The 26,166-nt window shown below is 68.3% G+C and carries 21 protein-coding genes; 10 read left to right on the forward strand and 11 right to left on the reverse strand.

The window, feature by feature from the left end:
* Positions 1-10 precede the first annotated feature (10 nt).
* Positions 11-787: a beta-phosphoglucomutase family hydrolase gene (locus N416_RS0101400; protein WP_024440350.1), complete on the reverse strand. Its 777-nt coding sequence runs from the start codon at positions 785-787 to the stop codon at positions 11-13.
* On the opposite strand from N416_RS0101400, the gene guaA reads away from it, so the two are divergent.
* Both guaA and N416_RS0101410 read left to right on the forward strand, forming a co-directional pair.
* On the forward strand, positions 786-2,402 hold the full coding sequence (gene guaA, locus N416_RS0101405; RefSeq protein ID WP_369797558.1) for a glutamine-hydrolyzing GMP synthase: 1,617 nt from the start codon (positions 786-788) through the stop codon (positions 2,400-2,402). The two genes, N416_RS0101400 and guaA, sit on opposite strands and share 2 nt — an antisense overlap.
* Before the next feature lie 4 nt (positions 2,403-2,406).
* Positions 2,407-3,318 carry a phytanoyl-CoA dioxygenase family protein gene (locus tag N416_RS0101410; protein WP_024440352.1) on the forward strand — a complete coding sequence of 304 codons (912 nt, stop codon included), beginning with the start codon at positions 2,407-2,409 and terminating at the stop codon, positions 3,316-3,318.
* A gap of 11 nt (positions 3,319-3,329) precedes the next feature.
* Here N416_RS0101410 and N416_RS0101415 read toward each other — a convergent pair whose 3' ends face one another.
* The gene (locus N416_RS0101415) at positions 3,330-3,932 is read right to left on the reverse strand and encodes a TetR/AcrR family transcriptional regulator (RefSeq protein ID WP_024440353.1); all 603 of its coding nucleotides are present in this window, start codon (positions 3,930-3,932) and stop codon (positions 3,330-3,332) included.
* Positions 3,910-4,764, reverse strand: a complete 855-nt coding sequence (locus N416_RS0101420) for an oxygenase MpaB family protein (RefSeq protein ID WP_024440354.1) — start codon at positions 4,762-4,764, stop codon at positions 3,910-3,912. The genes N416_RS0101415 and N416_RS0101420 overlap by 23 nt, the downstream gene beginning before the upstream one ends.
* A gap of 195 nt (positions 4,765-4,959) precedes the next feature.
* On the opposite strand from N416_RS0101420, the gene N416_RS0101425 reads away from it, so the two are divergent.
* Both N416_RS0101425 and N416_RS0101430 read left to right on the forward strand, forming a co-directional pair.
* Positions 4,960-5,664 (forward strand): hypothetical protein, encoded by a 705-nt coding sequence (locus tag N416_RS0101425; RefSeq protein ID WP_024440355.1) that lies wholly within the window; start codon positions 4,960-4,962, stop codon positions 5,662-5,664.
* 11 nt (positions 5,665-5,675) lie between these two features.
* On the forward strand, positions 5,676-7,271 hold the full coding sequence (locus N416_RS0101430) for a DNA polymerase Y family protein (RefSeq protein WP_024440356.1): 1,596 nt from the start codon (positions 5,676-5,678) through the stop codon (positions 7,269-7,271).
* Between the two features lie 78 nt (positions 7,272-7,349).
* Here the strand turns inward: N416_RS0101430 and N416_RS0101435 are convergent, their stop codons facing one another.
* The 3 genes from N416_RS0101435 to N416_RS0101445 all read right to left on the reverse strand — a co-directional run bounded on the left by N416_RS0101435 (position 7,350) and on the right by N416_RS0101445 (position 11,142).
* On the reverse strand, positions 7,350-8,303 hold the full coding sequence (locus N416_RS0101435; protein ID WP_024440357.1) for a nucleoside hydrolase: 954 nt from the start codon (positions 8,301-8,303) through the stop codon (positions 7,350-7,352).
* A gap of 10 nt (positions 8,304-8,313) precedes the next feature.
* The gene (locus tag N416_RS0101440) at positions 8,314-10,347 is read right to left on the reverse strand and encodes an SDR family oxidoreductase (protein ID WP_024440358.1); all 2,034 of its coding nucleotides are present in this window, start codon (positions 10,345-10,347) and stop codon (positions 8,314-8,316) included.
* A 78-nt stretch (positions 10,348-10,425) separates the two neighbouring features.
* On the reverse strand, positions 10,426-11,142 hold the full coding sequence (locus N416_RS0101445; protein ID WP_024440359.1) for a histidine phosphatase family protein: 717 nt from the start codon (positions 11,140-11,142) through the stop codon (positions 10,426-10,428).
* 88 nt (positions 11,143-11,230) lie between these two features.
* Here N416_RS0101445 and N416_RS0101450 point away from each other — a divergent pair, with 88 nt between their 5' ends.
* Together N416_RS0101450 and N416_RS0101455 are read left to right on the forward strand one after the other, a co-directional pair.
* Positions 11,231-12,100 carry a MaoC/PaaZ C-terminal domain-containing protein gene (locus N416_RS0101450; RefSeq protein ID WP_024440360.1) on the forward strand — a complete coding sequence of 290 codons (870 nt, stop codon included), beginning with the start codon at positions 11,231-11,233 and terminating at the stop codon, positions 12,098-12,100.
* A 102-nt stretch (positions 12,101-12,202) separates the two neighbouring features.
* Entirely contained in the window at positions 12,203-13,582 is a 1,380-nt protein-coding gene (locus tag N416_RS0101455) for an HNH endonuclease signature motif containing protein (RefSeq protein WP_024440361.1), read from the forward strand.
* Positions 13,583-13,596: 14 nt separating this feature from the next.
* On the opposite strand, the gene N416_RS0101460 is transcribed toward N416_RS0101455, so the two are convergent.
* On the reverse strand, positions 13,597-15,042 hold the full coding sequence (locus tag N416_RS0101460; RefSeq protein WP_024440362.1) for a cell wall metabolism sensor histidine kinase WalK: 1,446 nt from the start codon (positions 15,040-15,042) through the stop codon (positions 13,597-13,599).
* Positions 15,039-15,782 carry a response regulator transcription factor gene (locus N416_RS0101465; protein ID WP_081654421.1) on the reverse strand — a complete coding sequence of 248 codons (744 nt, stop codon included), beginning with the start codon at positions 15,780-15,782 and terminating at the stop codon, positions 15,039-15,041. The genes N416_RS0101460 and N416_RS0101465 overlap by 4 nt, the downstream gene beginning before the upstream one ends.
* Before the next feature lie 614 nt (positions 15,783-16,396).
* On the opposite strand from N416_RS0101465, the gene N416_RS0101470 reads away from it, so the two are divergent.
* Positions 16,397-16,612 (forward strand): hypothetical protein, encoded by a 216-nt coding sequence (locus tag N416_RS0101470; protein ID WP_155943299.1) that lies wholly within the window; start codon positions 16,397-16,399, stop codon positions 16,610-16,612.
* An 18-nt stretch (positions 16,613-16,630) separates the two neighbouring features.
* On the opposite strand, the gene otsB is transcribed toward N416_RS0101470, so the two are convergent.
* Positions 16,631-17,758: a trehalose-phosphatase gene (gene otsB, locus N416_RS0101475; RefSeq protein ID WP_024440365.1), complete on the reverse strand. Its 1,128-nt coding sequence runs from the start codon at positions 17,756-17,758 to the stop codon at positions 16,631-16,633.
* Between the two features lie 87 nt (positions 17,759-17,845).
* Here otsB and N416_RS0101480 point away from each other — a divergent pair, with 87 nt between their 5' ends.
* Positions 17,846-18,706, forward strand: a complete 861-nt coding sequence (locus tag N416_RS0101480) for a universal stress protein (protein ID WP_024440366.1) — start codon at positions 17,846-17,848, stop codon at positions 18,704-18,706.
* A gap of 8 nt (positions 18,707-18,714) precedes the next feature.
* Here the strand turns inward: N416_RS0101480 and N416_RS0101485 are convergent, their stop codons facing one another.
* Positions 18,715-21,618 carry an RND family transporter gene (locus N416_RS0101485; protein WP_024440367.1) on the reverse strand — a complete coding sequence of 968 codons (2,904 nt, stop codon included), beginning with the start codon at positions 21,616-21,618 and terminating at the stop codon, positions 18,715-18,717.
* Complete coding sequence (locus N416_RS0101490; RefSeq protein WP_024440368.1) at positions 21,615-22,046, reverse strand: MmpS family protein; 432 nt, start codon at positions 22,044-22,046, stop codon at positions 21,615-21,617. The genes N416_RS0101485 and N416_RS0101490 overlap by 4 nt, the downstream gene beginning before the upstream one ends.
* Before the next feature lie 113 nt (positions 22,047-22,159).
* On the opposite strand from N416_RS0101490, the gene N416_RS0101495 reads away from it, so the two are divergent.
* Positions 22,160-25,426 (forward strand): error-prone DNA polymerase, encoded by a 3,267-nt coding sequence (locus tag N416_RS0101495; protein WP_024440369.1) that lies wholly within the window; start codon positions 22,160-22,162, stop codon positions 25,424-25,426.
* Between the two features lie 80 nt (positions 25,427-25,506).
* Entirely contained in the window at positions 25,507-26,154 is a 648-nt protein-coding gene (locus N416_RS0101500; protein WP_024440370.1) for a nitroreductase family protein, read from the forward strand.
* Positions 26,155-26,166 lie beyond the last annotated feature (12 nt).

Here is a 26,166-nt window from a genome sequence, read left to right on the forward strand (position 1 = left end):
CGGCTCGCTTTCACAACAGTTCTTCCAGATCGGTGACGACGACGTCGGCGCCGTGGCTGAGCAGCTCATCGCGCTGGCCCACCCGGTCGACTCCCACCACGAAGCCGAACCCGCCGGCTCGACCGGCCGCCACCCCCGACAGCGCGTCTTCGAATACCGCAGCCGCCGTGGGGGACACGCCGAGCAGCTGCGCCGCCCGCAGAAACGAATCCGGTGCGGGCTTGCCCGCGATGTGTTCGGTGCGCAGCGTCACGCCGTCGACCCGTTGCGCGATGAACGTCTCCAGACCGGTGAGCGCCAGTACCTCACCGGCGTTGGCGCTGGCCGACACCACCGCGGTGGCCAGGCCCGCCGCGGTGACCGCTGCCAGGTAGCGACGGGATCCCTCGAACACCTCCACCCCGTCGGACTGCAGCGTCACCAGGAACGCCGCGTTCTTGCGGTTGCCCAGACCGTGCACGGTCTCGGCATCGGGTGGGTCGTCGTCGGCGCCGTCGGGCAGCGTGATGCCGCGACTGGCCAGAAACGCGCGCACTCCGTCGTCGCGTTTGCGACCGTCGACGAAGCGCCGGTAATCACCTTCCGGGTCGAACGGCACGAACGGTTCGCCGGTGCGTTCGGCGCGCGCAGACAGGTAGGTGTCGAACATGGTCTTCCAGGCGCGGGTATGCACGCTGGCGGTGTCGGTGAGGACTCCATCGAGGTCGAACAGGCAGGCACGCACCGTTTCGGGCAGACCCAGCACGTGTCCTCCTTCTTCCGTTGCGGCGTCCTTCCACTTCACCATGCCCGCCGTTGGTCCGGCTGACTTTTGCCGCCACTACACTCTGTGCGTGTCATCACCATCGTCTCGTCCCGTCTTGGTCGTCGACTTCGGCGCGCAGTACGCCCAATTGATCGCCCGCCGAGTTCGGGAGGCGCGGGTCTTCTCCGAGGTCATCCCGCACACCGCGACAGTCGAAGAAATCGCCGCGCGCAATCCGCTGGCGATCGTGCTGTCCGGCGGGCCGGCCAGCGTCTACGCCGAGGGCGCGCCCCAGCTCGATCCGGCGCTGTTTGAGCTCGACCTTCCGGTGTTCGGCATCTGCTACGGCTTTCAAGCCATGGCGGCGGCGCTCGGCGGCACCGTCGAGCACACCGGGACCAGTGAGTACGGCCGCACCGAACTGACGGTGACCGGCGGAGAACTGCACTCGGGCCTGCCGGGCACCCAGCCGGTGTGGATGAGTCACGGCGACGCGGTGACCGTTGCGCCCGACGGGTTCACCGTGGTGGCCGGCACCGTGGGTGCCCCGGTGGCCGCGTTCGAGAACCGCGCCCGCCGGCTCGCCGGGGTGCAGTACCACCCCGAGGTGCTGCACACCCCCTACGGGCAGCGGGTGCTCAGCCGGTTCCTGCACGAGTTCGCCGGCATCGACGCGGCCTGGACGCCCGCCAATATCGCCGATGCGCTGATCGAGCAGGTGCGCGAACAGATCGGCGACGGCCATGCCATCTGTGGACTGTCCGGCGGGGTGGATTCGGCGGTTGCCGCGGCGCTGGTGCAGCGTGCCATCGGTGACCGCCTGACGTGTGTCTTCGTCGACCACGGGCTGTTGCGCGCCGGTGAACGTGAGCAGGTGCAGAACGACTTCGTCGCCGCCACCGGCGCGAAGCTGGTCACTGTAGATGCCGCCGCCGTCTTCCTCGATGCGCTGTCGGGGGTGTCGGATCCCGAGGGCAAGCGCAAGATCATCGGGCGCCAGTTCATCCGGGCCTTCGAGGGTGCGGTGCGAGACACCTTGGGAGACCACGATGCTTCTCAAGGCGGCGTCGAGTTCCTGGTGCAGGGCACGCTGTATCCGGACGTGGTGGAATCCGGTGGGGGGACCGGCACCGCGAACATCAAGAGCCACCACAACGTCGGTGGGCTGCCCGACGACCTGAAGTTCAGTCTCGTCGAGCCGCTGCGGCTGCTGTTCAAGGACGAGGTGCGCGCGGTCGGGCGCGAGTTGGGACTGCCGGAGGAGATCGTTGCCCGCCAACCGTTCCCGGGTCCCGGACTGGGCATCCGGATCGTCGGCGAGGTCACCGGTGAGCGGCTGGCGACGCTGCGGCAGGCCGACGCGATAGCCCGCGAGGAGTTGACCGCCGCCGGCCTGGACCACCAGATCTGGCAGTGTCCGGTGGTGCTGCTGGCCGATGTCCGTTCGGTGGGGGTGCAAGGCGACGGCCGCACCTACGGCCACCCGATCGTGCTGCGCCCGGTGTCCAGTGAAGACGCCATGACCGCCGACTGGACCCGAGTGCCCTACGAGGTGCTGGAGCGGATCTCGACTCGGATAACCAATGAGGTTCGCGAGGTCAACCGCGTAGTCTTGGATATCACCAGCAAACCACCCGGCACTATTGAGTGGGAGTAGCCCCATGATTGCTGCGCTTTCCGCTGCCGACGTGCAGCGTCGCGAATTCTGGACGCAACTGTGCCCGGAAATGTCGATAGAAGCCGGGGGCGCCCGCCCGTCCGCTGCGGTGGGCGAGCTCGATACCCAGCTGGCCAACTTGAAGCGCGAGGGCTACGTCCAGGTCCCCGACGCCCTGCCGGAAGCGGCCATCGCGCCCATTCGCGCGGGCGTGTCGACGCTGTTCCAGCAAGGAATCCCGTTGGCCTTCGCGTTCGTCTACGACGAGCTGTGGCTGGCTTTCCAGGGGCTGTCGGAGTTCCTCTCCAGCGTGATGGGCGAGGGGTACCAGGCGCTGCCCGACTTCTGGGTCTGGCACGTCAATCCCAACGACAACGCCGTCGGCTGGGGACCGCACCGGGACAAGTTGATCAACACCCTTGATGACGACAACTCGCCTCACACGCTGACCGTGTGGCTGCCGTTCACCGACGCCACGCCGCTCAATGGATGTATGTACATGCTGCCCGCCCATCTCGATGATCGTTTCGTCGAACGTCGCTGGGACGGGCCGGACAACACGGTGGTCCGCAATCTCCAGGACATTCGGGCGCTGCCGGCCACGGCGGGCACCATGTTCGCCTGGAATCAGGCGGTGCTGCATTGGGGCGGGCGTGGCAGCCGTCTTGGCGCCGCGCCGCGGATCAGTGCCGCTTTCGAGTTTCAGCGTTCCGACTGCGCGCCGTTCAACACGCCGTTGCTGGATCCGGGCCGCATGCCGACGTTCACCGAGCGGCTCGGGTTGATCGGCAAACAGGTTCTGCAGTATCGCCACATGTATCCGCTTGCTCCTGAAGTCGAGGCCATCGCGACTGTGCTCGCGGAGAGCTACATGCCTGAGGTGGTTGCCTCGATGGGAGTCGGTGCGGCTCTCTGATGAGGGGGAGCCTATATCGGCACCGCACGCAGCGCCGCGGGAAGACTGGGCAGGAAATGCTCGGTCGCGAATGTGCGGATGTCCTCGACGGAATCCAGCGGTTCGCGCGACGGCAATAACAGTGCCAGCGCCGCGTATCGCAGGACGGTGTCGGCCAATTCGGTGACCACCGCCGGGCCGAGGCGTTCGGCGAACCCGGCCGGGAAGATCACCCGCAGCGCTTCGGACATGCGGTCCAGGATCGCGCTGTAGTGCCGCCGGGAGAGCTCCAGCGCCAGCGCCGGCTCATCGGTGATCATCCGGTTGAGCACCCGATGTCGGCGAAACTGCATGATTGCCGACGTGAACGCCTCGACATAGTAATTCGACTGGGCGCCAGAGTTTTTCAGCTCGGTGGCGATGTCGTCGTAGAGCGCGGCGTTCTCCCGGTCGATGACTGCGGCAACCAGCTCATCGCGACCGGCGAACCGGCGGTAGATGGTGGTGCGACTGACCCCGGCGCGGCGAGCCACGTCGTCCAGTGCGACCCGCCGGAAGCCGTGCTGCTCGAACTCGACGACCGCGGCGTCGAGGATGGCGGTGGTCGCCGGGTCAGCCCCGGGTGTAGCCGGCATAGGCGAATTGGTTGTAGCGCAGTCGCATCGGCAAATGATCCCACGCCCAGTTGACCGGCCGCGACCGGCAGACCGCGGCGAACCGCTGATAGCGCCGCTCGTGGCGATCACTCCACGGCAAGCCCAGTTGGGCACGGGTGCTCGGCGGCATGCCGCCGGTGGTGAGAAACGCCGCGAGCGGGTTGAAGACCACCGAAATCGCCCGCCACAGTGTCGGCGGCACTCCCTTGGGGCAGGGGAAGCCCTTGGTGACATAGCCGACGCCGTACTTGGCGGTCGGGTGGTCGACGAGAACCTTGTCCAGCATCTGATTCCAGTAGCGCTCGAATTCGGCGTAGTCGGCCGGCATCACCCGGTCGCTGACGCCGTAGCGGCGATACCAGGTCTTCGATTCGAGGTAGATCCGCTCCTTCTCGGCGGGGGTCAGCCGCTTGACGAAGGTGTCGGCGAAGTACAGCACCTGCTCGACGAACGTGGCGTGGGCCCAGAAGTAGGTCTCGGGATCCAGTGCGTGGTACCGGTTTCCATCCGGCATGGTCCCCTTGATGTTGAGGTGGAAGTCGCGCACCTGCTGGCCGGGGTTGTCGGACTCGGCGCCGTAGACGGTCATGAAGATCGGCGGCAGCGAGCGTTTGATGCGAGCGGCGGTGTCGGTGAAGAACACCGAGTGGTCCAGCACGCCCTGGCCGAGCTCGGCGAGCATGTTCTGCAGCACCGCGGGCCGCGGCCCGATCAAGAACATCCGGTTGTCGCCGAAGTAGCGCCACACCAGGGACTGCGGTCCCAAGGGCAGCGCATCGGTAGCCGCGTCGGACTCCACGGATTGGGTCATGCGGAACAGTGTTACATATTTTGAACTATGTACCAATCGTCGACGGCCGATGGCCTGGGGCGCGGTGCTGATGGGGCGTGAGAGGCCGTTGATGCGCCGCCGAAGGATCCGGCTTGACGGTTGTCGGTGGGGGAGTGTTCACTCGGGTCAATCGAACATAGTTTCGAACATATTCGAGTGTTTCCGGAGGCGATCATGACGGCGGCGGTGGACGTGGGGCAACGCCATGGTGCCGGAGAAAATCGCGCCGAACAGCTGGAACAGCTGCGTCGGCAGATGGCGGCGGTGTCGGGCAAGGTGGGTGCGGGCCGGCGGGGGGCCGGACTGTCGGCTGCAGCGGCCCCGGCCGCCGACGCGGTGCTGCCGGTCCCGTCGCTGCTGGCCGGGGTGTTGCCCGCCGGACTGCCGCGCGGCACGGTGGTGGTGCTCTCGGGGGCCCGCTCGCTGATGCTGAGCATGGTGGCCACGGTGACGGCGGCCGGCGGCAACGCAGCCATCGTCGGTCAGCCGGATCTCGGGTTGCTGGCCGCCTCCGAGATGGGCGCCGACCTGAGCCGGCTCGCGGTGATCCCCGACCCCGGCAACGACCCGGTGGAGGTGGCCACGGTGCTGATGGACGGCATGGATCTGGTGGTGCTCGGGCTGGGCGGCCGATCGGTACCGCCGGCGCGCACCCGGGTGGTGCTGGCCCGCGCGCGTCACCGGGGCTGCGCCCTGCTGGTCTCCGGCGGCACCTGGCAAGGCGCGGCGCTGCAGTTGGACGCCCGGGTGAGCGGCTATGAGACCGTAGGCGACAAGATGACGGGCTGTGGCGCCATCTCCGGCTTCGGGCGGATCGGCGCGGTGCGGCTCGAGGTGCGGGCCGCCGGACGCGCGGCCGGGCGGACCAGGGCCGGGTAGCGAGCCTTCCCATGGCCGACTCTCGAGTACTGGCGCTGTGGTGCATGGACTGGCCCGCGGTCGCCGCGGCGGCCGCGGCGGGGCTGCCGGCCACCGCGCCGATTGCGGTCACCCTGGCCAACCGGGTGATCGCCTGTTCGGCGGGCGCCCGTGCGGCGGGGGTGCGGCGTGGGCTGCGACGCCGAGAAGCGGCGGCCCGCTGTCCGGCGCTGCATGTGGTGGCCGCCGACACCGATCGTGATGCCCGGCTGTTCGAGCCGGTCCTGGCTGCGGTCGACGAACTGATGCCGGCTGCTGAGGTGTTGCGGCCCGGGCTGCTGGTGGTGTCGGTGCGTGGTGCGGTGCGGGCCTTCGGCTCCGAGGAGCAGGCCGCCGAACGCCTCGTCGACGCGGTGGCCGCGACCGATGTCGAATGTCAGGTCGGGATCGCCGACGGGCTCTCCACCGCGGTGCTCGCCGCACGTACCGGCGCTGTGGTGCCACCCGGGGGAGACGCCCGATTCCTGTCGGCGCTGTCGATCCGGCAGCTGGCCGCCGAGCCCAGCCTGTCCGGGCCCGGGCGGGACGGCCTGATCGACCTGTTGTGGCGCTTGGGAATTCGAACCATCGGGCAATTCGCTGCGCTGCCCCGCCCGGATGTCACCTCGCGGTTCGGGCCCGACGCGCTCACCGCGCACCGGTTCGCTCGCGCCGAGCCGGAACGCGGGCCGTCCGGGCGGGAGCCCACGCCCGATCTCGAGGCGGTGCTGCACTGCGATCCGCCGCTCGACCGGGTCGACGCCGCGGCGTTCGCCGGGCGCTCACTGGCCGGTGTACTGCACCGGACGCTGATGGCTGCCGGGGTCGGCTGCACCCGGCTGGCCATTCACGCCGTCACCGACACCGGGGAAGAGCTGACCCGGGTGTGGCGATGCGCCGAGCCGTTGACCGAGGACGCCACCGCGGATCGGGTGCGCTGGCAGCTCGACGGCTGGTTGAACAGTCGCGTCGCCCGAGATCGGCCCACCGGTCCGGTGACGCTGTTGCGGCTGGAGCCGGTGGAGGTGGCATCGGCGACCGAGGCGCTGCAGTTACCGCTGTGGGGCGGGCTCGGAGAGGAGGACCGGTTGCGTGCCCGCCGCGCCCTGGTGCGGGTGCAGGGCCTGCTCGGCCCCGAAGCGGTGCGGGTGCCGGTGCTCTCCGGCGGTCGTGGTCCCGCCGAGCGCATCACCTTGACCCCACTGGGGGACGAGCCGGTGCCGCTGGCCGACCCGCGCCAGCCGTGGCCCGGCCGGCTCCCCGAACCCTCGCCGTCGGTGCTGCTCGACGACCCGGTGGAACTGCTTGACGCCGAACGTAATCCGATCCGGGTGACGGGTCGGGGGCTCTTCTCGGCCGACCCGGCGTGGCTGGTCGCCCGGGACCGGGAAGACCGGCTGCGCTGGTGGGCCGGTCCCTGGCCGGTCGACGAACGGTGGTGGGATCCGCAGCGGCAGGGGCCGGGATCCGGGCGCACCGCCCGAGTCCAGGCGCTGTTGGAGGACTCGCCGGGAAGCGCGGCGCCCGGGCAGGCACTGCTGCTGTGTTACCGGCTGCGGCGGTGGTATCTGGAGGGGGTGTATGAGTGAACCCCGGCAAGTGTCCCGATCGGCGCCCACACCGAACATGTACTCAGGACGAGAATTCGCCCCGCTCCGGAATCACCCTCAACGCACGTTCGGTGGAAGGGAGCCGGCGAATACGCTGACCCGCTGCACAAATCGGTCGAAGAACACCGCCGGGTCGACGCTCACCCCGATCAGTGCGTTGGGCTGTGCGGCATCCCAGTCGGGGATCGTCCGCCCGCGCGCATCGCCGGGCGCAAGCTCGACCCGCACCGCAGCCGGGCGAGTCGTCACCAGTGTGGGGTCCAGTGCGACCGCCGCGGCCAGCGGATCGTGCAGATACGCCAGGTAGCCGTGGCTGCGTGCTTCGTGTGCCTCGAAATAGAACCGCAGCGCGTCGTTGAGCATCCGGACCACCGGATTAATGCGGTTGTCGGCCAGCCGCGCCAGGATGGCCGGCGTGATCGCGATGTGCCGGGTCAGATCCAGGCCGCACACGATCGGGAGCCGTTGCGGCGCAACCGCTCCCCATGCCGTGAACACCTCAGCGGCAGCCTCTGGATCGAATCCGATGTTGAACTCGGCCCAGCCGGACCGTTCGCCGGAGAACGTGCCGCCCATGATCACCAGTCGACGCAGCAGCGTGGGCAGTGCGGGTTCGGTCCGCAGCGCCAATGCCAGGTTGGTCAGCGGGCCGGTGGCCAGACCGATCAGCTGCCCCGGATGTTCCCGGGCGGCGGCGACCCAGGCTGCAGCAGCGTCGTATCCGGTGAGCTGTCCGGTGCCGGGCGGCAACTCGGCGTACCCCAGCCCTTGCGGCCCGTGGCTGTTCTCTGCGGTGTGGGCCAGCCTGTCGGCGCCCCGCGACACCGGGACTCCGGTCGCCCCGCACAACTCCAACAGGGCCAGGTTGTTGCGGCAGACCTGCTGCACCGCAACGTTTCCGCCGGTGGCGGCGATCCCGACAAGCTCGGCATCCGGGCTGGCCAACAGGTACACCAGCGCGACCGCGTCGTCGACGCCGGTATCGAAGTCGGCGAAGACGGGCAGCGTCACGAGCGCGGGCTCACCAGTGCACGCCCGGAACCAACCGCACCGCCCGCTTGACCGGGCGGGGCGTCCGTACCCGGGGGATCGCCCGCGACGGCCGCTTCGGGCGCCGTCGAGTCGGGTCCGCAGCGGGTGCAACGGCTTCGGTGGTTTCTGGGGGCGCCACGCCGCGTGCTGCGGCCGAGTCCGGGTAGCCCAGGTACAGCTGGTGTAGGACCCGTCGCGCCAGCCTGGGGGTGACGTAGTTGCCCGCCTCGGCCAGAGTTCCCAGCGGGGTGTCGATCCGGTCCGGCTTCTCGATCAGCCCGCGCACCACCATGGCCGCCGCATGCTCGGCGCTGATCGCCCCGACCGGGAGCAGTTTCCCCGTCGGCGCGATCATCGGGGTGGCCACCAGTGGCATGTGAATGGTGGTGAATGTGATGTGATCCGAGAGGGTTTCGGTCGAGATCACGTCGGCGAATGCATCCAGTGCCGCCTTGGTGGGCACGTACGCGCTGTACTTGGGGCTGTGCGCCAGCACCCCTTCGCTGGAGACGTTGACGACGTGGCCGAACCGTCGTTCCCGCCAGTGCGGCAGCAACGCCAGCGTCATGCGCACCGCACCGAAGTAGTTGACCGCCATCGTGCGCTCGTAGTCGTGCATCCGATCGCATGCGTTGACCACCGATCGGCGTATCGACCGGCCGGCGTTGTTCACCAGGTAGTCGACGTGCCCGAACCGGCCCAGGATGTCCTTGACGGTGTGCTCCACCGACGCCGAATCGGTGACGTCGCAGGTGAACGCGTGCGCCTGCCCACCCCCGGCCCGGATCTCGGCCACCAGATCGTCGAGTGCCGAGCCGTTGCGGGCCAGCGCGAAGACCGTGCCGCCGCGCTCGGCGACGGCGATCGCCGAAGCCCGGCCGATGCCGCTGGACGCCCCGGTGATGATGACGTGCCGGCCGACCAGGGGCCCGGCCGGATCGTCACGGCGGGCGCGGTCGGGATCCAGATGCTGCGCCCAGTACCGCCACAGCCCCGGCGCGTAGTCGGCGAACTCGGGCAGCCGGACGCGGTCTCCCAGCGCCGTGCGGGTGGCGTCGGCGACGAACGTCGGCCGCAGGTTCACCAGGTCGAGCACCTCGGCGGGCAGGCCCAGCTGGGTGGCCACCATGTTGCGCCACACCCGGGCCCGCCCACCGACGTTGAGCACCGGGGCCGCGACGGCGCCGGGCAGCGTGGCGCGTAGCGGCGGAAGCCCGGCCTCTCGCGCGACGGCGCGGTAGATGCCGGGCAGCCCGATCGAGCGTGGCGCGGTGAGGTGGAAGGTGCGCCCGTCATACCCGTCGGCGTGCATCAACTCGATCAGCGCATCGACGACGTAGTCGACCGGAACCACGTTGGTGCGTCCGGTGTCCGGCACCGCCATCGGGGTGAGCCGGGGCAGTGCCGCCAGCTTGGCCAACAGCGGAAAGAAGTAGTACGGCCCGTCGACCTTGTCCATCTCGCCGGTGTGGGAATCGCCCACCACCACCGCCGGCCGGTACACCCGGTAGCGCAGTCCCGGCGTCGAGCGCACCAGTGCTTCGGCCTCGAATTTGGTCTGGTGATACGGGGTCGGCAGTTCCTGGCCGATGTCGAAGTCGTCTTCGGTGAACTCACCGGCGTAGTTGCCGGCCACCGCGATCGACGACACGTGCGACAAGGTGGCGTCGAGCCGCTTCGCCAGCCCGATCACCGCGCGAGTGCCTTCGACGTTGGCGGCCTGCTGTTCGGCCGCGCCGGCGGTGATGTCGTAGATGGCCGCACAGTGCAGCACGTGATCGATGTCGCCCAGTTCGGTGAGTGCCGAGTCGGTCAACCCCAGATTCTCTTCCGTCAGGTCGCCGACCAGCGGATTCACCCGCTCGCCCCATGCCTGACCGTGCTGAGCTGCCAGGGCCTCGAAGCGGCCCAGCGAGGTGCGGCGCACCAGCACCCACACCTGCGCATCGGGACTGTGCTTCAGAATTCGGGCCACCGCCCGCCGCCCAATAAACCCGGTACCGCCGGTAACGACATAACGCATGCGGTCATGGTGGTCGCTCGGATCGGCTACGTCAATGGTGAGTTGAGTCTCGCCGTCCGATGCTGGGCGCCGCTGCGCTCAGAATCCGCGAATTCCGTCCCAGTCCACCAGTTTCCAGCCGGTGGCCGGGTTGCCGGTGATCACCACCTTGCCGAGGTTGGGCAGTGGATGGTTGATCAACAGCTCATCGCGGGGGTTCTTGACATTCATCAGGGTCCACGTCGCGATCGACGCCCCGTGGGCGAACGCCACCGGGTTGGTGTCGCCGGAGTCGTAGATCTGCTGGACCGCGGCGCCGAAGTCGTCGTTGAACTGGTTGCCGTCGATCGAGCCGGGGATGGCCGCGGTCCGGTCACCGTGCAGCCAGGCCTGCGGGGCAAGCCAATATGCCGAATTGGCAACATCTCGGGGCTTGTCGGCGAACCAGCCGGCGTTGATCTCGCGCAGCCCGGGCAGGATCTGCACCTGACGGCCGAGTTCGCGGGCCAGCGGGGCGGCGGTCTGCTGGGTGCGCACCATCGAGGAGGCGTAGACACCATCGTGGTGGCCGCGGGAGAGCTGATCTGCGATTTCCTGGGCCTGGACGCGGCCCTTCTCGGTCAGTCCCGGACCGGGTACCGACGTGTCGAGGATTCCGGCGGCGTTGGCTTCCGATTCCGCGTGCCGGACGAGCGTCAGGGTGATGTTGCGCGGGTGCGGTGTCCCCGAACAGCCGCTGAGCATCAGGGCTGCGGCCAGCGCCGCGGCCAACAGTGCGAACGCGGTGCCGGTGTGGTTCCAGATGCGCTTCCCCATGTCCGACAGCCTGCCGTGTGGATGGCGCCGACGGGACCGGTTCTGCTGAAATGGTGGGGGCCAATTCGTCCGAGGTGAAGGAGAATCCGTGGCACTGGACCCGACGGCCATTGGCGCGACCGCAGACCCGATGCCGTTCGCCTGGACCGAGCGCGACACCATGCTCTATGCGCTCGGGGTCGGCGCCGGAACAGCCGATCTGGCGTTCACCACCGAGAACAGCCACGACACCCCGCAGCAGGTGTTGCCCACCTACGCCGTCATCTGCTGCATGGGCTTTGCGGCCGTCGCCAAGATCGGCACGTTCAACCCGGCGCTGCTGCTGCACGGCTCCCAAGAGGTGCGACTGTTCGCGCCGCTGCCGCCCGCCGGAAGCCTGCAGGTGGTGGCCGAGGTCGCCGACATCCAGGACAAGGGCGAGGGCAAGAACGCCGTCGTGATGCTGCGGGCGCGCGGCACCGATTCGAAGACTTCCGAGCTGGTCGTCGAGACGCTGACCACCCTGGTCATCCGCAAGGCCGGCGGCTTCGGCGGGGAACCCGGGCAACGGGCGGTCGCCCCCCAGATCCCCGACACCGAACCGGATTCCCGCGTCGCATATGCGACCCGCGAGGACCAGGCGCTGCTCTACCGGCTCTCCGGCGACCGCAACCCGCTGCACAGCGATCCGTGGTTCGCCACCACCCTGGCCGGTTTCCCCAAGCCGATCCTGCACGGGCTGTGCACCTACGGTTTCGCCGGTCGGGCGCTGGTTGCCGAACTCGGCGGCGGCGACGCCAGCCGGGTCAGCGCCATCTCGGCACGGTTCACCGACCCGGTGTTCCCGGGGGAGACGCTGACCACCTCGATCTGGCGGACCGAGCCGGGCAAGGCGGTGTTCCGCACCGAGGCCGCCGGTCCCGACGGCGCCAACCGGCGGGTGGTGCTCGACGACGGCGCGGTGGAATACCGGGACTGAGACTTTTTTGGCCTGTTTGCCACTGTGATCACTTGTGTCACAGTGGTTTTAGGCTGTGGACAGTTTTGGCGGTTTGTCGGGGGCCGGCGCTAGTATTAGCACATGCGTTCGAACAGTCGCGAAGAGGTCGTCGAAGTCTTCGACGCACTTTCGGCTGATCTGGATCGGGCGCTCGAGCTGGACTTCGAGACGTTGACGCCGCGGGAGTGCCTGGCGATCTTGCAGCGCTGCGAGAAGTTGCGGCGCAGGCTTCCGGCGGTGGAGCATCCGCTGGTCAACCAGTTCGCGACCGCCGAGCCTGCCGAGATCGGGGGGAAACCGCGCTGGGTGCTCGCCGACGAGTTGCATCTGACCCGCGGTGAGGCTGGGCGGCGTCTGGCGGAGGCCGCCGAACTCGGGCCGCGCCGCGCCATGACCGGCGAACCGTTGGAACCCGTGCGGCCTGAGGTGGCTGCCGCGCAGCGGGAGGGGCAGATCAGCGCCGCGCACATCGCGGTAATTCGCTCCTTCTTCACCTACCTGCCCGAGGCTATAGATGCCGGCACCTTGACCCAGGCCGAACAGCACCTCACCGCATTGAGTACGGATTGTCGCCCCGACGAACTCGCCAAACTCGCCCAACGGCTGGCCGATCATCTACATCCCGACGGCAACTACAGCGACGAACAACGAGCCAAACGCCGCGGGATTGTGCTCGGCCCCCAAGACCGTGACGGCATGAGCCCGATCAAGGGCTATCTCGACCCCCAAGCCCGCGCCACCCTCGATGCCGTACTGGCCCGCTGGGCCGCCCCCGGCATGTGCAACCCCCACGACGAGATCCCTTGCACCGGCGGCACACCCTCGCAAACCCAGATCGACACCGACACCCGCACTGCTGCGCAACGCAATCACGACGCCCTGACCGCCATGGGCCGCGCCCTACTCGCCTCAGGAAACCTCGGCCAGCACAACGGGTTACCCGCCACCATCATCGTCTCCACCACATTGGCCGACCTGGAATCCGGCACCGGCAAAGCCCACACCGGCGGCGGCACCTGGCTACCCATCCGCGACGTCATCGCCCTAGCCGGCCACGCCCACCACTACCTACGCATCTACCAAGGCGCCGAAGAACTCGCCCTCTTCCACACCAAACGCCTCGCCAACCCCGCCCAACGCATCGTGCTGTACGCCAAAGAACGCGGATGCAGTCACCCCAACTGCCCCACATCCGGCTACCACTGCGAAGTCCACCACGACAACGACTACGCCAAAACCCGCCGCACCGACATCACCGACCTCACCCTGCGCTGCGGCCCGCACCACCAACTCATCACCTCAGGCGGCTGGAAAACCCGCAAGCGTCACGACGGCACCACCGAAACCCTGTCCCCACCGCATCTAGACCACGGTCAACCCCGGATCAACCACTATCACCATCCGGAAAAATTACTGAGCAACAACGATTCCGGCGACGAGGAAGACGACGAAGATCCGTAGGCGATTAGGAATTTCTAGCCATTCTGCTGGTCCTTCTCGCGTGCCAGCGGCACGCTGAGCCGGAATGCCGCACCGGTTTGCCGCGGCAGACACTCGAGGTTGCCGTGATGCGCCTGCGCCAGTGCCCTGGCGATCGGCAGGCCCAGACCGGCGCCCCCGGAGTCGCGGTTACGGGCGTCGTCGAGGCGGACCAGCCGGTCGAACACCCGCTCGCGGTCGGAGTCCGGGACCCCCGGACCGGTATCGGTGACCGTTACTTCGGCGTTGGGTTCGCGACGGCTGGTGTGCACGGTGATCTCGCCGCCCTGCGGGGTGTGCCGACAGGCGTTGTCCAGCAGGTTGGTCAGGATCTGCGCGATGCGTTGCGGGTCGGCGTGCACCGGCAATGTCTGACCGTCCCCGGTAAGGCGCACAGTCAGGTTGGGGGCCAACATCGCGGCACGGTCGACTTCGGCGGCCGCGATCTCGACCAAGTCGACGTCCTCACAGCGCAGTGCCGCCCCGGCGTCGATGCGCGCGATATCGAGAAGGTCGGCGACCAGCCGAGCGGCGCGGCGGGTTTCGCCCGCGAGTAATGTCGCGAATCGACCTCTGCGAGCGGCATTTCCGGTGTTGGCGGCGAGTTGCTGTGCCAGGGCCTGGATCCCGGCGATCGGAGTGCGCAGCTCGTGTGCGGCGTCGGAGAGGAAACGGCGGGTATTGGCCTCGGCTCGCTGCGCGGAATCTGCGGCTTGGCGTGCTTCGCGTTCGGCGGTCTCCAGGGCGTCGAGCATGCTGTCGAACGCGGCAGCGGCCTGCCCGAGCTCGGTGTGCGGCCGATCCGGGCGGAGTCGACGGCCCCGGTCGCCGTGGGCGATCAGCTGCGCAGTCGTGGTCATTCGCTGCAAGGGGGCAAGTGCCCGAGCGGCGGCGAGGCCGACGAGCAACGCGACCAACCCGAGCCCGATCGCGCCGCCGACGAGCAGGTCGTACCGCAGTTCCGAATGGCGGGCGCTGATCGCCGAGGTGTCGGCCACCAGGGTCAGTGTTGAACCGTCCGGCAGCAGGCGGGTCACTGTGGTGCTGGTCCACTCGCCGGGAGGTGGTGGTGGCGGCGGTGGTGGCGGTCCGCCGGGCGGGTGCGGGTGCCGGTGGTGGCGCGGTGGTGGCGGCGGCGGTGGTGGTGGTGGTGGGGCGGGCCTAAGGGCCAGGTCGCCGTAGGCGGTGCCATCCGGAGCGACTATTTGTACCCGGATATCTTGGCCCTGCAATTGGGTGACGAGGGCGGCTGGACTCACCCCGGCGTCGACCAGATTGGCGGCACGGACGGCGGTGTTGTCGAGCCTGGCCCGTAGGTCCCGGTTGAGTTGTGCGCCGACCAGCTGGTCGCCGGCCACACCCAGCACGACCAACAGTGCTGCGATCACGCCAACCGTGCCCACGGTCGCTCGCCGGCGCAGCGATGGTGTGGGTGTGCTCATGGGCGGGCTGCCGCCAGTCGGTAGCCGACACCGCGGACGGTGTGCAGCATCCGCGGTCCGTGGGCCTCCAGCTTGCGGCGCAGTCCGCTGACATAAACCTCGACGAGGTTGGCGTCGTAGGCGTCGTAGCCCCAGACCGCCGTCAGGATCCGATCCTTGCTCATTGTCCGGCCGCGCTGCTCGGCGAGGTAGCCGAGCAGCTTGAGTTCGGTGCCCGTCAGCTCAATCACGGCACCCGCACGGCTCACCACCCCGGCCTCCATGTCGACCACCAAGTCGCCGATCTGTATCGCAGACGCCACCCGACCGCGCCGTCGCAGCACCGCTGCGATACGGGAGACCAGCTCTGCCAATTCGAACGGCTTGACCACATAGTCGTCGGCGCCGGTGTCCAGCCCGCGCAGGCGATCCTCGAGCGCGTCTTTGGCGGTGAGCAAGATGATTCCGGTGTCGCCGTAGCCGCGCACCACATCGATCAGAGCGAACCCGTCCCGGCCTGGCAGCATCACGTCGAGCACCACCAAGTCCGGGCGGAACGCGGGCAATACGTCCTCCAGGCCGCGGCCGTCGGCTCGTCCACCGCTGACGAATCCGGCGTCGGCGAGCGCCGCCACCACGGTCTCGCGGATCGCGTCGGAGTCCTCAATCACCAGCACCCGGGGTGCGCTGTTGTTGTGCACCTTGCCATTGTGACCGCTCGGTCGCTGAAGCAGAGCTGAGCAAACGGGGTCCTGGCCCATGTTTTCAGCTGGGCTTCAGCATTGCGCCGCAACGTTGGTGGCGCAGTACAAACCTTGGCATTGCAGTGGTGCGCGACTCACGGAGGACACCATGACTGAATCGGAACACATCGAAGCGCCGGAACACATCGAAGTGCCCAGTGCTACCGCGACACCTAACCAGACGCCCACTCTCGGCAAGCCGGGGCGGCGGGTGACCAATCGCCCATGGTTCGCCCCGGCCGTCGCCGGTCTCGGCGGCCTGATCGTCGGTGGCCTTGTCGTCGCGGGCTCTGCGGGGCTGCTGGGCGTGGGCGGTCCTGGCCGATTGGCCTCTGCCCCAATCCCGCTCGCTGCCCCAGCCCCGCTTTGGCCGGCGCCGCCACCTCCGCCGTTGCCGCCGGGGCCGCCGCCGCCTCCGCAGGCGTGGGGACCGCCGCCTCCGGCGTGGGGACCACCGCCTCCGGCGTGGGGAGCGCCGACACACCCCGGGCGAGGAGTGCCGCAGCCCCCGGAGGGGGGAGCGCCGCAACCTCCCGGGCCAGGAGCGCCGCCGTCTCCGGGGTGGGGCCCACCACCACCTCCTGGCGGGCCCGTGGCACCGCCGGGACCGCCGCGCTGACCTGGTGATGGTGATGGTGCTGTTGCTCGCGGCGGTGGCCGCCCTGGCCTACTGGCTGGGTGCCCACCGCCGCGCAGACCACGACGACGCGGCCGGCTTGCGGCCGTGGTTACTGGCCGGCGGGGCGGTCTTGGGTGTCATCGTGCTGGTCAGCCTGCTTTCGGGTGGCCCGGGGCCGATCGGCGGGCCCGGGCCGTTGTGGGGGCCGGGCCCGATCTTCGGGCCGTAACGCATCCCGGCGCTGTGCTCAGGGGGCCAGGCGCTGCGCCAGCCGTTCGGTGAACTCGGCGGCTTGCGCCGGGCTGTCCAACCCGTAACGGGCGGCGGTTGCACGGTCGCCGTCGTCATTGTGGCGCACCACAATTCCGGCACCCGACAGTTCGGCGACCGCATCGAACGCGTCCTCGTCGGTGATGTCATCGCCGAGAAACAGTGGTGTGCTCACCCCGGCCATTCGATCCAGCAGCCAGTGCAGCGTACGGCCCTTGTCCCAGTCGATCTCGGGGCGCAGTTCGATCACCTCGCGCCCGGTCGTGACCCGCAGTCCGCGGCGCCGACCGGTCTCGCGCACCGCTGCCAGTACCTCGCCGACCCGATCCCGGGCGGCGTTTCGGTAGTGCACGGCGACGGCGAAACGCTTGTGTTCCACCATGATTCCCGGGATCGCGCCGAGTTGATCGTTCAGTGAACCGGCCGCGTCGGCCAGCACCGACACCGCATCGACGGCGGTGTCGTTCTGGTGGTGGGCGCCGTCCGGCCCGATCAGCTCGAAGCCGTGACTGCCCGCATACCAGATCCCGGCCAGCCCCACCCGGGTCCGCACGTCGGCCAGATCGCGACCGGACAGCACCGCGACCGGACATCGGGCGGCCAACGCGGCCAACGCCTCCACCGCGCCGGCCACCGGCCGCGCCGCGTCGGGATCGTCGACGATCTCCGAGAGGGTCCCGTCGAAGTCGAAGAACACCGCCGGGTGATCGAGGTCACGCAACGCTCCGACGGTCAAGGCCGTCATCGCATCGGGCAAGGCTGACATCGGCCGGTCGCCGGTACGCACGTGCACCGCGCTCGGGTCAGCCACCACCGCGTCGCCGCCGTCGCACCCCACGCCGATCACCAGGGCGAATCCGGCACTGCGAGCGGCGATTACCTGCGATTCGGAGTCGGTGAGCACCACGCAGCGGCCCGGCCGTATCGCCAGTCCGGCGGCGGCAGCCACCAGTTCGGCGCCTGAACCGTCGGAGTCATCGGGGGCCACCGCGGCCACCCGCACGCCGGCCTGTCGCAGCCGTTCGGTCAGTGCTGTCGTGTCGGCGCCACCGTCGAGCCGCAACAGCACCGCGTCATGCCGGCGCGGGTCGATTGTGACCGACATGCCAACCATGTCCACCACGGTGCCACAGCCGCGGTCCTACTAGCGTGGTAGGGGTCTAGAGAGTTCCCCGAACACAAGGAGAGCCCCGTGTCGTCCACTCCCGGAATCCTGGTCGGTGTCGACGGATCGCCGTCGTCGGTAGCGGCGGTCGACTGGGCGGCGCGTGACGCCGCGCTGCACAACCTGCCGCTCACCCTGGTCCACGTGCTGGCCTCCCCGGTGGTGATGACGTTTCCCGAGACCCCGATGCCGTCCGGCTACACCGAGTGGCAGCGTGACCAGGGCGAACGCTACCTGCGCGAGGCCGTTGAGATCGCCGAGGCGGCCGGCGCGACGCAGGTCGCAGCCGAGACCGTCGTGGGCTCCACGGTGCCGATGCTGGTGGACATGAGTCGCGAGGCCGCCCGCCTGGTGGTCGGATCGCGCGGGCACGGGCGGATGCGCCGGCTGCTGCTCGGCTCGGTCAGCTCGTCGCTGGTGCGGCACGCGCACTGCGCGGTCGTGGTCATCCACGAAGACCATCTGCGTCGCGACACCGCACCGGTGGTGGTCGGTATCGACGGCTCTCCGGTGTCGGAGGCCGCAACCGCGCTGGCGTTCGAAGAGGCTTCGTTGCGCGGGGTGGAACTGGTCGCGGTGTATGCCTGGCACGACACCGGACTGCTGGACTTTCCCGGCATCGACACGGCGGCGATGGCATCCGAAGGCGAACTGGCCCTGGCCGAAAGACTGGCGGGCTGGCGGGAGCGCTACCCCGACGTCACGGTACGCCGCGTGGTGGTCGATGACCGGCCGGCCGACCAACTCGTCGATCAATCGCAGGAGGCTCAGCTACTGGTGGTGGGCAGCCACGGCCGCGGCGGCTTCACCGGCATGCTGCTGGGTTCGGTCAGCCAGGCAGTGGTGCAGTCGGCGCACGCGCCGGTCGCCGTGGTCCGACCGACCTGACGACGGCGTCAGCCGACCGATACCGGCTCGGACGACGACCGCAGCGTGGCGACCTGCTGCGCCGCCGGCGTCGGCCGCAACGGCACCCGCTGCGGCCACCAGAACCAGCGACCCAGCAGCGCGGCGATCGACGGTGTCATGAAGGAGCGGATCACCAGGGTGTCGATGAGCAGGCCCAGGCCGATGGTGGAGCCCACCTGACCGATCACCTTCAGGTCGGAGACGATCATCGACATCATCGTGAACGCGAACACCAGGCCCGCTGAGGTGACCACGGAGCCACTGCCACCCATGGCGCGGATGATGCCGGTCTTCAGCCCACCGTGCAGCTCTTCCTTCATTCGGGAGACCAGCAGCAGGTTGTAGTCCGAGCCGACCGCCAGCAGGATGATCACCGACATCGCCAGCACCATCCAGTGCAGGTGCAGGCCGATGATGTGCTGCCAGATCAGCACCGAGAGCCCGAACGAGGTGCCCAGTGAGAGCAGCACCGTCCCGACGATCACCGCCGAGGCCACCACCGCGCGGGTGATCAGCAGCATGATGATGAAGATCAGGCACAGTGAGGCGATGCCGGCGATGATCAGGTCATAGTGCGAGCCATCTTTCATGTCCTTGAACATGGCTGCGGTGCCGCCGAGATAGACCTTCGAGCCCTCCAGCGGGGTGCCTTTGAGCGCTTCGTGCACGGCGTGCTTGATCGGCGTGACGTGTGAGATGCCTTCTTCGGACATCGGGTCGCCCTCGTGGGAGATGATGAACCGCACCGAGTGTCCGTCGGGGGACAGGAACATCTTCATGCCGCGCTTGAAGTCGGGGTTGTCGAATGCCTCGGGCGGTAGATAGAACGAGTCGTCGTTCTTGGACTCGTCGAACGCCTTGCCCATGGCGTTCTGGCCTTCCATCATCTTCTCCATCTGAAGCTGCAGGCCCTCCATGGTGGACTGCATCTTCAGCTGGGTGGTCCGCATGTTTTCCATCGTCTCGATCATCGGCGGCATGATCTCGAGCATCCGGGGCATCAGCCGGTCGAGGTTGTCGATGTCGGGCAGCACCTTTTCGAAATCCTCGGTCATCTGGTCGAGGCCATCCATCACGTCGAAGATCGACCGGATCGACCAGCAGATCGGGATGTCGAAGCAGTGCGGCTCCCAGTAGAAGTAGCTGCGCATCGGGCGCCACATGTCGTCGAAGTCCGCGATCGAGTCGCGCATCTTCTGGATGTCGTCGAGCATGTGGTGCATCTTGAGGTCCATGCTGTGCGTGGTCTCCGACATCGCGCGGGTGACTTCGAGCATCTGCTTCATGCTGTCGATCGAGACCTGCATGTCCTCGCCCATCTTGAGCATGTTGCGCATGCTGTCGAGCTGGTACTTCATGTTCAGTTGCTGGGTGGTGCCCTGCATGCTGATCGCGAACGGGATCGTGGTGTGTTCGATCGGCGTGCCCAGTGGCCGGGTGATGGTCTGCACCCGCCCGACGCCGGGGACCTCGAACACCCGCTTGGCGATCCGGTTGATCACCAGGAAGTCGGCCGGGTTGCGCAGGTCGTGGTCGGTCTCGATCATCAGCAGTTCCGGGCTCATCCGGGCCTGGGAGAAGTGCCGGTCGGCGGCGGCGTAGCCGATGTTGGCCGGCACGTAGTCCGGCAGGTACTCCCGGTCGTTGTAGTTGGTCTGGTACCCAGGCAGCGTGAGCAGCCCGACCAGGCAGACCGCTGTGGTGGCCACCAGCACCGGCCCCGGCCAGCGCACGATCAGCGTGCCGATGCGCCGCCAGGTGCGGATCCGCATCGCACGCTTGGGCTCCAGCATGCCGAAGCGGCTGGCCACCGTGACCACCGCGGAACCGAAGGTGAGAGCGGCCACCACAATGACCAACATGCCGATCGCCAGCGGGACGCCCAGCGACTGGAAATAGGGCAGTCGGGTGAAGTGCAGGCAGAAGGTCGCCCCGGCGATGGTCAGCCCGGAACCCAGGATCACGTGCGCGGTGCCGTGATACATGGTGTGGAAGGCCGATTCCTTGTCCTCGCCGAGTGATCGGGCCTCCTGGTAGCGGCCGAGCAGGAAGATCGCATAGTCCGTCGAGGCGGCGATAGCCAGTGTCACCAGCAGGTTCACCGCGAACGTCGACAGGCCGATGATGTTGTAGTAGGCCAGCACGGCCACCACGCCGCGGGCAGCGCTCAGCGAGAAGACCACCATGCCCAGCACCAACAGCACGGTGCCGACGGACCGGTAGATACTCAGCAGCATCGTGATGATCACCACGAACGTCAGCGCGGTGATGAGTTTCAGACTTTTGTCCCCGGCGATGTGCTGATCGGCGTTGAGGGCGGCCCCGCCGGTGACGTAGGCGTGTACGCCCTCGGGGGCCGGGGTGTCGGCGATGATCTGCTGGACGGCCTCGACCGACTCGTTGGCCAGGGTCTCGCCCATGTTGCCGGCCAGATACACCTGAACATAGGCGGCCTTGCCGTCCGGGCTCTGGGATCCGGCTGCGGTCAGCGGGTCGCTCCAGAAGTCCTGGACGTGCTCGATATGGGTGGGGTCGGCCTCCATCTTGGCGACCAACTGGTCGTAGTACTTGTGCGCGTCGTCGCCCAGGGGCTGGTCGCCTTCGATCACGACCATGCCCGAGCTGTCCGACTTGAACTCGTCGAACACCTTTCCGATGCGCATCATCGCGATCATCGACGGAGCGTCGCGGGGGGCCATCGACACCGCGCGCATCTTTCCGACTTCATCGAGCTGCGGCACGATGACGTTCACCAGGACCGTGAGCGCCACCCAGGCCAGGATGATGGGCACAGCGAGCCGCCGGATCCAGGCCGGGATACCGGTGCGCTTGGGTGGTTGCGCGGCAGGCAGCGTGTCGGTGGGGGTGTCGTGGCTGGTGTGGTTGCTCATGCGGATTTCACAATGCAGAAGGTCTGGGCGCTGACGGGGCTGCTGGAGATGCGTTCGTCTTTGACTTCGCCGTCGATGGTGACCCGACAGCCGATGGTGGTGCCGTCACCTTGGGCGACGATGTTGGGGCTCACCGCCGGGTTGGTGGTCGACAGGGTCAGCGACCACGGCAGGCCGGCGCCGTCGACCCGCTGTGGCGTGGCATCGAGGTCCAGGTAGTTGATGTCGGCGTAGGTGCCGTCGGGGCTGAAGATGTCGTAGACCACGACTTTGGGGTGGAACGGCTTGGTGTCCTCGAACGGGGTGGACCCTGAGCCGCTGTCGTCGGCTCCGAAGAAACCGCGGACTCGCTGCACCGTGAACCCCCCTACCACGAGAACGGCGATGATGAGTAGGGGCAACCACGCACGTCTGACAGCGCCGAACATGAAAGCAGTGGCCTTTCGCATCGTGCCGGAATCTGACACAGATTAGTGCATCAAACTTCTTTTTCGCACCCACCCAGGGTTTTATCGCACATATGTTCGATACATTGGAGGGTATGGGCTGGGGTAACGGGCCGCCGAGCTGGGCGGAAATGGAGCGGGTGCTCGATGGTAAGCCTCGTCACACCGGTATTCCTGCCGGTATGTCTGCTGAGCACGGCCCGCCGGCCCCGCAGGTCGAGCCGCTCCGGCCAGCCGGGCGGGTAGTGCCCTACGCCGAGTTGCACGCACACTCGGCGTACAGCTTTCTGGACGGGGCCAGCAGCCCACAGGAGCTGGTTGCCGAGGCTGCCCGGCTGGGCCTGCGGGCGATCGCGCTGACCGATCACGACGGTCTGTACGGAGTGGTGCGCTTCGCCGAGGCGGCCGCCGAGTTGGATATGGCCACGGTGTTCGGCGCCGAGTTGTCGCTGGGGAGGGTGGCGCGCACTGATGACCCGGACCCACCAGGTCCGCACCTACTGGTGCTGGCCCGCGGCCCGGAGGGTTATCGGCGGTTGTCGCGGCAGATCGCCGCCGCGCACCTGGCCGGCGAGAAGGGCAAGCCGCGTTTCGATCTGGATGCGCTGACCGAGGCGGCGGGCGGGCACTGGCACATCCTGACCGGCTGCCGTAAGGGCCACGTTCGCCAGGCGCTGGCCACCGGGGGCCCGGATGCGGCCGCCGCCGCGCTGGCCGACCTGGTGGACCGGTTCGGGGCCGCGCGGGTCAGCGTGGAGCTGACCCGGCACTCCGATCCGTGCGACGACGAACGCAATGCGGCGCTGGCCGGCCTGGCGCCCCGGTTCGGGGTGGGGCTGGTAGCCACCACCGGCGCGCATTTCGCCCGGCCGGACCGGGGGCGGCTGGCAATGGCGCTGGGCGCGGTGCGGGCCCGACAGTCACTGGACGCCGCCGCCGCCCGGCTGGCTCCGCTGGGCGGCTCGCATCTGCGCTCCGGCGCAGAGATGGCCCGATTGTTCGCGGCACATCCGACGGCGGTGCCGGGGGCGGCCGAACTCGGTGAGCGGTGCGCTTTTCCGTTGACGCTGATCGCCCCCCGGCTGCCGCCGTTTGCCGTTCCAGACGGTCACACCGAGGACAGTTGGCTGCGGCAGCTCACCCTGGCCGGCGCGGTCGGGCGCTACGGCCCGCCCGAGCGCATGCCGGATGCCTCCGCCCAGATCGAACGCGAGCTGGAAGTCATTGCTCAACTGGGTTTTTCCGGATATTTCCTGGTGGTGCACGACATCACCCAGTTCTGTCGGCGCAGCGACATCTTGTGTCAGGGCAGGGGATCGGCTGCCAACTCCGCGGTCTGCTACGCCCTCGGGATCACCGCGGTGGACCCGGTGGCCAACGGGCTGCTGTTCGAACGCTTTCTGTCGCCGGCTCGCGATGGCCCACCCGACATCGATATCGACATCGAATCGGATGAGCGGGAAAAGGTGATCCAGTACGTCTACGACAAATACGGCCGAGACCACGCCGCCCAGGTGGCCAACGTCATCACCTACCGGGGTCGCAGCGCCGTGCGGGACATGGCCCGCGCGCTGGGCTATTCGCCGGGGCAACAGGACGCCTGGAGCAAGCAGCTGAGCCGATGGGGCCGGCCTGGCCGGGAGGACTCCGATCTGCACGGCATCCCCGAACAGGTGATCGAGCTGGCCGACCAGGTCGCCGACCTGCCGCGGCATCTGGGCATCCACTCCGGAGGCATGGTGATCTGTGACCGCCCGATCGCCGACGTATGCCCGGTGGAATGGGCCCGGATGCCTGGACGAAGCGTGCTGCAGTGGGACAAGGACGACTGCGCGGCAATAGGTTTGGTGAAGTTCGACCTGCTGGGGCTGGGAATGCTGTCGGCATTGCACTACGCGATCGATCTGGTGGCGCAGCATTGCGGCATCGAAGTGGATTTGGCCGCGATCGATCTGTCCGAGCCGGCGGTGTACGAGATGCTGGCCCGCGCCGACACGGTCGGAGTGTTCCAGGTGGAGTCGCGCGCGCAGATGGCCACCCTGCCGCGGCTGCGCCCCCGGGTGTTCTACGACCTGGTGGTGGAGGTGGCGCTGATCCGCCCCGGGCCGATCCAGGGCGGATCGGTGCATCCCTACATCCGCCGCCGCAACGGTATCGATCCGGTGACCTATGAGCATCCGTGCATGGCGAGGGCGCTGGAGAAAACCTTGGGAATCCCGCTGTTTCAAGAACAGCTGATGACGCTGGCGGTGGACTGCGCCGGATTCACCGCGGGCGAAGCCGACCAGTTGCGACGCGCGATGGGCTCCAAACGATCACCGGAGCGGATGCGCCGATTGCGTGACCGGTTCTACAGCGGCATGGCGGAGTGCCACGGCATCACCGGCGAGGTGGCGGACCGGATCTACGAGAAGCTGGAAGCCTTTGCCAACTACGGATTTCCGGAGAGTCACGCGATGAGTTTCGCGTCGCTGGTGTTCTACTCGGCCTGGTTCAAGCTGCACTACCCGGCGGCGTTCTGCGCCGCGCTGCTCCGCGCCCAGCCGATGGGCTTCTATTCGCCGCAGTCACTGGTCGCCGACGCCCGCCGGCACGGGGTTGTGGTGCACCGGCCGGACGTCAACGCCAGCCTGGCGCACGCCACACTGGCCGAAGTCGGCACGCAGGTCCGGCTGGGGCTGGGCGCTGTACGTGGCATCGGTACCGACCTCGCCGAGCGGTTGGTGGCCGACCGTGAGGCCTACGGACCATTTGCTTCGATGCTGGATCTGACTGCGCGGGTAAAGCTTTCAGTTCCCCAGACTGAGGCGTTGGCAACCGCCGGCGCATTCGCCGGTTTCGGGGTGTCACGCCGGGAGGCGCTGTGGACGGCCGGGGCTGCGGCGGGGCAGCGGCCGGACCGGCTGCCGGGGGTGGGGGTTGCGACGCATACTCCGGTGTTGCCCGGGATGAGTGAGATCGAGTTGTCGGCGGCCGATGTATGGGCTACCGGGGTGTCCTGCGACAGCTTCCCGACCCAGTTCCTGCGTGCCGATCTCGATGCGCTCGGGGTGATTCCGGCGGTGCGGCTGACCGCGGTTCCCGACGGCACCCGGGTGCTGGTGGCCGGGGCGGTCACCCACCGGCAGCGGCCGTCCACTGCCCGCGGGGTGACGTTCGTCAACATCGAAGACGAGACCGGGATGGTCAATGTGCTGTGTACGCCCGGGGTGTGGACGCGGCATCGCCGGCTGGCGCAGACGGCGACAGCGTTGCTGATCCGCGGGCGGGTGCAGAACGCCAGTGGGGCCATCACCGTGCTGGCCGATCGGTTGGGCGCCCTTGAGCTGGCGGTGAGTTCGCGATCCCGCGATTTTCGGTAGTACCCCGGCGGTCAGCGGGGGCTCGGCGCAGGAGAGCCGAAGCTGGACCGCCGCAGCAAGCCCGACGGTAACCTCCATCCATGACCCTCAACTTGTCCGCCGACGAAGTCCTGACCACCACGCGATCGGTCCGCAAACGCCTCGATCTTGACAAGGCTGTTCCCCGCGAGGTGCTGATGGAGTGCCTTGAGATCGCCCTGCAGGCACCCACCGGATCCAACGCTCAGGGCTGGCAGTGGATGTTCGTCACCGACCCGGTCAAGAAGCAGGCGCTCGCCGACATCTACCGCACGAACGCCCTGCCGTACCTGAACCGGATGAAGCCTGACTACGGCGAGGGCGACGTGCGCAGTGAGCGGATGGAGTTCATCAGCGGCTCAGCCAGGTATCTGGCCGAGAACCTGCAGGACGTGCCGGTGCTGATGATCCCGTGCCTGGAAGGCAAGCCCGAGACCGGGTCGCTGGGGTTCGGCGCATCGTTCTGGGCGTCGTTGTTCCCGGCTGCGTGGAGCTACTGCCTGGCGTTGCGCAACCGCGGACTTGGTTCCTGCTGGACGACCCTGCACCTGCTCGGGGACGGCGAGCAGCAGGCCGCCGAGGTGCTCGGCATCCCGTACGAGAACTACAGCCAGGGCGGGCTGTTCCCCATCGCCTACACCTTGGGCACCGACTTCAAGCCGGCCAAGCGACTGCCGGCCGAGCAGGTGGCGCACTTCGACACTTGGTGATCGCAAGCGCGG

It is taken from the genome of Mycobacterium sp. UM_WGJ (genome assembly GCF_000455125.1).
Lineage (GTDB): Bacteria > Actinomycetota > Actinomycetes > Mycobacteriales > Mycobacteriaceae > Mycobacterium.